The following is an 8625-nucleotide window of genomic DNA, read 5'->3' as shown; positions in this document are numbered from 1 at the left end:
CACCAGCAACGCCGCGCCCGCTACACCGCCTCCCGTTCCACCCGCCCCCAGTGGCTACCCACGGTTACCGCCCGTCCGAAGGTCGCGTAATCGGACCAACACAGATTCCGGTCAACTGCGAAGAGCCACCAATCAACCTTGAGTTAAGGGCAGTGGTAGGGGAGCGGGGTGAGGTGGCCGCCGAGAAGGAACCAAGTGGTATGCCCGGTGCTGCTGGCCACTGAATCGGCAGTCTCACTTCGTCCGAGCCGCGATTCTGATCCGTCCGACGGTGACCAGTGACCCGGACCGGCATGTGTTCTGACCGGAGCGGTGGGCCCCTGAAGGGCCTGGTCGGGCATGCGTATAAGGTTTGGTCGGCTTAATACGCGCCGTTAGGGGGAAATGCGCGAATGACTGATGGTCTGTGGGTCGGTCCTGTCTACGAGCCGGACGCCTACCAGCTGGTGGAGGCGCTAGGCGGCGGAGGCGAGGGCGAGGTGTGGCGGGCGGTCCGTCCGCTCTCCGAGGCCGGCCAGGGCCGAAGCACGGTAGCGGTCAAGGATTTCGGGCCAGTCCGGTTGCCGGTGCCGGCAGAACCGGTGGACGCTGGCGGTCCGGTGGCGGGGCAGGCTTCACCACCGCCCGGCGATCCTGCCGCCCATCTGGACGTTGAGGTCTCCTGGTCGAGGCACATCTCGATGCTCCAGGCGCTTCGGCATGCACACATCGTCCGGGTGCTGGCCGGTTTCGTCGGTCCCCCGCCGCACTGGCAGGGCGAGACCCCGCCGGCTGCGGCCCAGCGCCGGTATCTGGTGATGGAGCACATCGACGCAAGATCGCTGTCGCAGTGGTGCCTGGACAATCCGACGGCCGATCTCACCGCACGGCTCCGGATCGCCCGGCAGGTTGCATCGGCCCTCGACTACCTGCATAGCGGCGCCGACACCAACGATGTGCCGGTCGCGCATGGCGACATCAAGCCGGCCAATGTCCTCGTTCGGGATGGTGGCAGCGTCATCCTGGTCGACTTTGGGCTCGCGAATCTCGCGGATGGCACTGCCCGTCTCGGCATGGGTACCTACGGATACATCGCTCCCGAGCTGATCGCGGCGGGCCGCGAGGCACGTCCGACCCCGGACAGTGACCGGTTCGCGTTCGCCGCGATGCTGGTCTATCTGCTGACCGGCCAGGCACCGCCGCAGCAGGTGGACGATGCCGGCCGCCCTGTGGACGTCGACCGAGACGCGGCCCGCCAGGCACTGCTACGCAGCCCGCTGCTGGCGAGCCTGCCGTTCCTGGCTGACCTCGTACTCGCCGGGCTGGCGGGGGCACCAGCCCAGCGCCCACGGCCGCTGGGCCGGTGGCTGTCCGACGTCGGTTCTACGACGGTGACCTCGTCATCTATTGGGCAGGCCGGCATGACAACCGCCCCGGGCCTGTCCGTGCCTGTGACCGATACCAGAGCGGGCAAGGGACCAGCACCGCATCCGGAACCGGTATCGCCCCCGAGAAGAGGCCTGCGTCGCCGCGTCGCGACCGCAGCCATAGGGGCGGTGCCGGTCTTGCTCCTCGGCGGGATCGGCGCCTGGGCTCTCCTGCCTGACGGGTCGGAGACGCCAAGGACTGGCATCACCACCGATGCCTCAGAGGCACCTGCCGTCACGCCGGCCGCGTCCGCGTCCGCGTCCGCGTCCCCAAAGCCGGGTGACGACGGCAGCACCAGTCCGGCGGCTACACCGACTGCTGGCGGTCAGATGCCCTCCGTCATTGACATCGACGTGGAGCAGGCGCAGGAGGCCCTTGCCGAGGCGGACGTCGAGGTGGTCATCGAGCCGCGGCTGGTGGACGACGCCGTCGGCGAGCGCGTCGTCGAACAGAACCCGCCGGCTGGCACGCCGCTCCGCCCGGGCCAAACCGTCACCCTGACCGTGGCCCAGCAGCCCGTCGAGGTATACCTCGCGGATCTCCGTCCCACGTCGGGAGGCCTGTCGTCGCGTTCCAAGGCGCTCAACGGTGAGCCCTACCCGCACTCATTGTTCCGGGTGGTGGACTGCCCCGACGATTCCAGCAGCGTTGAGTACAACCTGGGACGCCACTACCAGCGGCTGATCGCCACCGTCGGGATTGACGACTCCAGTGCAGACAGTACGAAACGGGTGCTGTTCGAAGTTTTCGCTGACGACAGGCCCGTCGCCGCGCGTACGGTGGGGCTGGGAAAAACCGCCTCGGTGGATGTCAACCTCACTGGCGTGCTCCGGCTACGGCTGACCCAGACCGTGGCCGCGGGCCAGGGCTGTCTGAGCGCTGAGAGTGTCTGGGGTGACCCCTTTCTCCTCGGGGCGCCAGGCGAGGTGCCGGTGCAGACGCCGGGATCGTGACATGCCCGGGACATCAGCGAGCCGCACATTGTTAGTGCTCTATAGGCGGGCGGTCGGGCTGAACACCGAATCTGACCCGCGAGACAACGTTCTGCGGGTCGACGAGCGGTGGCTGCTGCACCCGGAGATGTCCCTGGGGTTCGGGAGAGCGCCCGCTGGTGTCGACATCGCGGTCCGTCTTACCTCCGACACCGGTGAGTCGGACACGTCCATTCCACGGCTGGCGGGGCGGATCGCCACCCAGGCCAGCCGGTGGACGGTGACGAACCATGCCACCGGAAGCACGAAGTTGTTCCTCACCGCGCCGGGATTATACCGTGAAATCATCCGCCAAAGTCCGGCCGAAATACTCATCCGGGACAGCCAGATGGTGTCGCTGCGGTCCCGCGACGGCGACATCGAGCACCGCTTCCACCTGGTCACCCGGTGGTCGGTGCCGGCGACCAGTGATGGCTTGGACCCGCCCGAGGTGCACTGGGAGCCCGGCGACTGGGAAACCGGGGCGCCGACGACCGCCACGGCAGACGACCCCGGCTGGCACGCCGGCGACCGGCGGACGCTGGCCGCCTACTGCTACCCCGAGCTCCGTGGCCTCTTGTCCAGGCAGCGGGAGCGGACCGCCCAAACCCTGCTCCTGCTGGGCCGCCCTCCGACCAAGTCCAACCAGAAATGGCTGGAGAAGCAGCTCCGCCGGCTGCGGGCGGACGCCGGGAAAAGGCTCGGCATCGACCTGCACGGCGAGGGCGGGACCCCGCTGTTCATCGGCTACGTCGTCACGCACCGCGCACTGCTCGGACCCGCGTTGCGCGAGATCGACGGCCCGGTCACGGTTCGTCTCTCAGCTGCCGCTGCGGCCTTTGGGCCAGACCCGTCGGACGCCACGCCGATGCCGGCGGCCCCGCCACCGACGCCCGCTCCGGGCGGGGTCCGGCCTCCGCCCGCCGACGCGGAAACCACCAGGCTACCGCCCGCGATCCCACGGACCCAACTATGTCAGGAAACGGGGGGCTGACCCTCTGACCTCTTTCCGGCGCTTTCGTCGGCCGTCGCACTGGTGATTGTGTGGGCGCATGGAAACGGAATACATGCGAAGGGTCTGTTGCATTGCGGGGCGCTGTTGCATCGGCGAAGTCCGCCATCGCGGCCACCGATCAGTCATGATCGAGTCATGCGTCGACGTCGTGTCCGTCCGCTGGCTCCGCCGTCGGAGTTCGCTGGGTTCCGGTTCCCTCCCGAGGTGATCGTGCTGGCGGTGCGGTGGTACCTGCGGTACGCGCTGTCGTACCGGGACGTCGAGGAGCTTCTCGCTGAACGCGGCCTCGAGGTTGATCACGTCACGATCTACCGGTGGGTTCAACGCTTCACGCCCCTGCTCGTGGACGCGGCCCGGCCGTGTCGGCACCGTCCTGGGGACAGGTGGTTCGTCGACGAGACCTACGTCAAGGTCGCCGGCCGGTGGACCTACCTGTACCGGGCGGTTGACCAGTACGGGCAGGTCATCGATGTCCTCGCCGGCACCCGCCGTGATCAGGCTGCGGCACGCCGGTTCTTCACCGGCGCGCTGTCCCACGGGCGCCGGCCGGTCGAGGTCACCACCGACAAGGCCCCGGTCTACCCGCGGATCCTCGACGAGTTGGTACCCGAGGCCTGCCACGTGGATGCCGCGCGGGAGAACAATCGGATCGAATCCGATCACAGCCGGTTGAAAGCCCGGCTCCGCCCGATGCGCGGCCTGAAACGGCTGCGTTCCGCCCAGACGATCAGCGCAGGTCATGCGTTGGTCCAGAACATCCGCCGCGGCCACTACGAACTCGGGATCGACACCGACCCGCACGCACGGCTGACAGCCGCGTTCACCGAGTTCACTCTCGCGATCTGATCACCTGCTCGGCAGGGTCAACCCTGCCCTGCCATCCCGCAATGCAACAGACCCTGCCGGCGCCTGTGTGCTTGAGTGTCCGGGGGCCTCGGGTTCGGTTGGTTTGAGCGGGCCGGAGTCCCCTCGATGAATCCGTCGAGCGTTGAGTCGCGACATGGCGATCTTCAGCGTCCTCCGATCGCAGTCCGTACTAGTCCGTGGCTTCGCCGGGTGGTTGCCGGCGCACCGGAATTGTCGCTTCGCGCTACTAGTTGACATCAACGATCGGGAAGGTAGGCTTCAAGGGAATCCGCCGCAACATGACCGGGCGAGTGCTGTACGGCGCGACACCCCCGGGGGGTGCGGGAGCCTCGCCTCGTAGGCGCTGAAAAGCAGTCCTCGGTGCTTTTGAATTGACTGCGCGGTGTCAGGTCAGGAATCCTTGTAAGATCGACGACGGCATCTCGACACAGGGGGAGAGAAGTGCGGTACGCCGATTCCGTTACTAACATTTCTGGTTCTCTTTATAATTCTGATCCGGCCCTTCTCGGAGCCGTCACGGCGGAGTATCAGCGGTTATGTGAGCGTCTTGGCGCAGCGCTTATCTCGTGCGGACTACATGAATCTTGGGTGAAGGTCGAGCGGAACGAAGTAATCTACACCGAGGGTGAATCCGGTGAGGATCTGTTCTTCGTTGAGGCCGGCCGGGTGAAGGTGGCGCGGAGTTCTATCTGTGGGAAGGGCTGCCTTCTCGACCTTTACGTACCAGGTGAGATCTTCGGGGAGTCGTGCCTCAGTAGTCCCCTACGCACGGAGACGGCGACAGCGATGATGTCCTCGTCCCTGTACCGCATACCCCGCCGCCGCTTTCTCGTCACGATGGGTGAGGGGCGTATTCCGCTGGAGGACTGGCTCCGCTACCTGACCGCCCGCCTCACCGATCAGAAGCGGCTCATCACCTTGATGGTCACCAAGGAGAGCGAGCAGCGCCTGGCGGCCATCCTCTGGCGGCTCGCCCGGCGCCTGGGGAAGCCGGACCCACTGAATCCGCTCAGCATTCGGATTCCTCAGATGATTACACACCAGGAACTCGCCGAGATGGTCGGCACCACTCGGTCACGTATAGGGTATTTCCTCAAGCATTTTCGCGATCTCGGTCTCATTCATACTGAAGCACCGCATCTCGTGATCGATAGCGGGAGCCTTCTCGTGTATGCCGAGGAGTTTCACCTCGAGGAGTGCTGAGGCTGGCCCCATGATCCCCGTTCTCGGATGGGGATCATGGCCCAATGCCAGTGAATTAAGAACAGCATCGACAAGATCCATTTCGAGGTATTGATCTTGTCGATGCTGTTGTTGTCTGGGGCGGCCATATCGGTCGCGGTAGAATTCCGTGGTGATGAGTGAGAACGGGTGCGGCGGGTCGACCGGCAGGTTGACTGATCATATTTCGCTCGGGGTGTTGACGGGTTTCGTTCACCATGATCTGGTGGACGAGGTTCTGGTGGAGACGGGCCGGGTTGAGAAACGGTCCCGGAAGTTGCCCGCGCGGGTGATGGTGTATTTCACGCTGGCGATGTGGCTGTTCTTCGATGACGACTACGAGGAGGTGATGGAGAAGCTTGTCGCGGGTCTGAAGGTGTTCGGCTGGTGGCGGGACTGGGAGGTCCCGACCGGGAGCGGTCTCACGCATGCACGGAAACGGCTCGGGGAGGAGCCGCTACGGGTGCTGTTTGAACGGGCGGCGGAACCGATCGCGCATCCCGGCTTGAAGGGGGCGTTCCTGGCTGACCGACGGCTGATGGCGATCGACGGGTTCGGGCTGGACGTTCCCGATACTCCCGCCAACCGCGAGGAGTTCGAGAAGCTCCAGGACGGACCGAAGGCCAGCGCCTACCCAAAAGTCCAGGTGCTCGGGCTCGTCGAGTGCGGGAGCCGTGCGTTTCTCGCCGCCGGGCTCGGTGGATGCCGAACGGGTGAGACCACGCTGGCCCGCCAGATCCTGGGCCGGCTGGAACCCGGCATGCTTGTCATAGCCGACCGTAATTTCTACGGCTACGAGCTGTGGCGTGCCGCCGCGGAGACCGGTGCCGACCTCCTGTGGCGTGTCAAGGCGAATCTCACCCTTCCCGTGCTGGACAGCTTCCCCGACGGCTCCTACCGTTCCGTGGTCCTCGCCGGCGGGCTGTCCGCCAGCCGGCGACGCACCCTCGTAGAGAATGCGCGGCGCGGCACGGACCTCGACCCGGACGAGGCGATGACCGTCCGGGTCGTGGAATACGAAATCTCGGACCGCGGCGACAGCGATGCGAAAGAAATCATTTGTCTGATCACCACTGTGCTCGACCCGACCGACACTCCCGCACCGCTACTCGCCGCCGTCTACAGCGAGCGCTGGCAGGAGGAAATCAGCATCGGGGAACTCAAGACCAGCCAACGTGGGAACGGACGTATCCTCCGCTCGAAAACCCCGGAAATGGTCCGCCAGGAAGTCTGGGCCATGCTCCTCACTCACCACGCCATCCGAAAAATCATGGCCGACGCGGCCGAAGAAGTCGATATAGATCCAGACCGGCTCTCCTTCACCCGCGCCCTCCGCGTCATCCGCCGCCAGATCACCGGGCCGGCGGATTTTTCCCTCTGACGACCACGAGAAAACCCCCACCCGCGTCCACCGCGACATCCGCCGCCGGAAGAACCCGATCCGCCACCGCACCTGCCCCCGCGTCATCAAACGAGCCCGCCACAACAGCTATCTCGTCAAACGCGATACCCACATCACTACCCGTCACACCGGGCCACCCACCGTCACGCTCCCGCGTGTCGCTTAATTCAGCGGCATTGGATCATGGCCAGTGCCGGTAATGGAGTGTACCACGACGGCCGTGGCTGCCGTGGCTGTTCAGATTGAATCACCGATATTAACTGCCGTGTCTGTGTCGACAGGGTCCGCTGGTCGTGGCGGACCGGTAAACGCCGTCGTTTGTCTGCGTGGATGCCCGCTGGTCCCCGGGCGTCGAGGTCTGGATAGGTCAGATGCTCAATCTTGAGCAGCGCATCCGGTCATGAGGTGGGCAAGATGTCGGTGACCCTGGTGCCGGCCTCTCGTTCTTACGGCCCATGGACCGCGAATGACGACTTCGACCGAACAGGCTGACCTATGTACGATGCCATCGTCGTCGGTGCCCGTTGCGCCGGCTCGCCAACCGCCATGCTGCTGGCCCGGCGCGGTTACCGCGTCCTGGTCGTGGACCGTTCCTCATTTCCGAGTGATGCCGTATCCACGCACTACCTTCATCAGGCTGGCCTTTCGAAACTTCAGGACTGGGGGCTTCTGGAGGAGGTTATCGCTGCGAAGACACCTCCGATCCGGAAGATGAACTTCAGATACACAGGTATCGATCTGGTGGGCTTCGCGGACCCGATCGACGGCATCGACGCGGTGTACTGCCCGCGACGCAAGGTGCTCGACGAGATCCTGGTCAACGCCGCGCGCAGGGCCGGAGCGGAGGTTCTGGAGGACTTCACCGTCACCGACCTCGTGTGGTCTGGCAGCACGGTCGTCGGTATTCGGGGACACGAGGGCGATGGTGCGGAGCGCGAGTTGCGTGCCACGATCGTGGTGGGTGCCGACGGCTTCCACTCCCAGGTCGCCAAGCGGGTGAATGCGGAGCTCTACGACGTCCGCCCGGCTGCCGGATTCATCTACTACTCGTATTTCAGTGGCCTGGACTGGGGCCTGCACCACAAGACCGGACTCAATGAGCAGTGGTTCGGCACCTGGCCCACCAACGACGACCTCACGATGCTCGCGATCATCTGCACCAGGCGGCAGCTCAAGGAGTTCCGGCAGAACACCGAGGAACGATTCCGGGCGGTTCTGGACGATGTCGAACCCGAAATGGGCCGTCAGCTTCGTGAGCAGGGGACCCGAGTCGAGCCGCTCCGGCCGATGCGGTATCCGGACAACTATTACCGACGCGCCTCTGGTGCGGGCTGGGCACTGGTCGGTGACGCGGGATACCACAAGGACCCGCTGACCGGCTGGGGGATGACGGACGCGTTCCTGCATGCCGAGATGCTGGCCGAGAGAATCCACGAGGGTCTCTCCGGTGAGCGACCGATGCAGGACGCGCTTGCCGCCTACAACACCCAGCGGGACGAGGAGAGCCACGGCGTCTACGACTTCACGACGACCCTTGCCGAGCTCACGACCCTCCCACCATTCTTCGAGGCGACCATGCGCGCCATGAGCACCAGCCAGGAATGGACCAACAAGATGCTGGGGCTCATCGCCGGAGGAGTGCCGGACTACGAGATCTTTTCCCCCGATGCGCTGGAGCGACTGTACGACGACGCGGGGGTTCCACAGGATCAGCGCGTCTACGAGCCCTGACAGCGCCTGAA

General features: G+C 65.4%; 6 protein-coding genes. All 6 read left to right on the top strand.

Annotation, left to right across the window (positions count from 1 at the left end; genetic code table 11):
- Nucleotides 1-392 precede the first annotated feature (392 nt).
- The 6 genes from AB1460_RS21585 (at nucleotide 393) to AB1460_RS21560 (ending at nucleotide 8614) form a co-directional block, all read left to right on the top strand.
- Entirely contained in the window at nucleotides 393-2360 is a 1968-nt protein-coding gene (locus AB1460_RS21585) for a protein kinase domain-containing protein (protein WP_368963638.1), read from the top strand.
- A 1-nt stretch (nucleotide 2361) separates the two neighbouring features.
- Nucleotides 2362-3372, top strand: a complete 1011-nt coding sequence (locus AB1460_RS21580) for a hypothetical protein (protein ID WP_368963637.1) — start codon at nucleotides 2362-2364, stop codon at nucleotides 3370-3372.
- A 156-nt stretch (nucleotides 3373-3528) separates the two neighbouring features.
- On the top strand, nucleotides 3529-4239 hold the full coding sequence (locus AB1460_RS21575) for an IS6 family transposase (protein ID WP_368963636.1): 711 nt from the start codon (nucleotides 3529-3531) through the stop codon (nucleotides 4237-4239).
- 609 nt (nucleotides 4240-4848) lie between these two features.
- The gene (locus tag AB1460_RS21570; protein ID WP_368963635.1) at nucleotides 4849-5463 is read left to right on the top strand and encodes a Crp/Fnr family transcriptional regulator; all 615 of its coding nucleotides are present in this window, start codon (nucleotides 4849-4851) and stop codon (nucleotides 5461-5463) included.
- Between the two features lie 154 nt (nucleotides 5464-5617).
- Entirely contained in the window at nucleotides 5618-6862 is a 1245-nt protein-coding gene (locus AB1460_RS21565; protein WP_368963634.1) for an IS4 family transposase, read from the top strand.
- A gap of 516 nt (nucleotides 6863-7378) precedes the next feature.
- Entirely contained in the window at nucleotides 7379-8614 is a 1236-nt protein-coding gene (locus tag AB1460_RS21560; protein WP_368963633.1) for an NAD(P)/FAD-dependent oxidoreductase, read from the top strand.
- Nucleotides 8615-8625 lie beyond the last annotated feature (11 nt).

This window comes from Parafrankia sp. FMc2 (assembly GCF_041008525.1).
Classification (GTDB): Bacteria; Actinomycetota; Actinomycetes; order Frankiales; family Frankiaceae; genus Parafrankia.
This window is presented reverse-complemented; position numbering and strand designations above follow the sequence as displayed.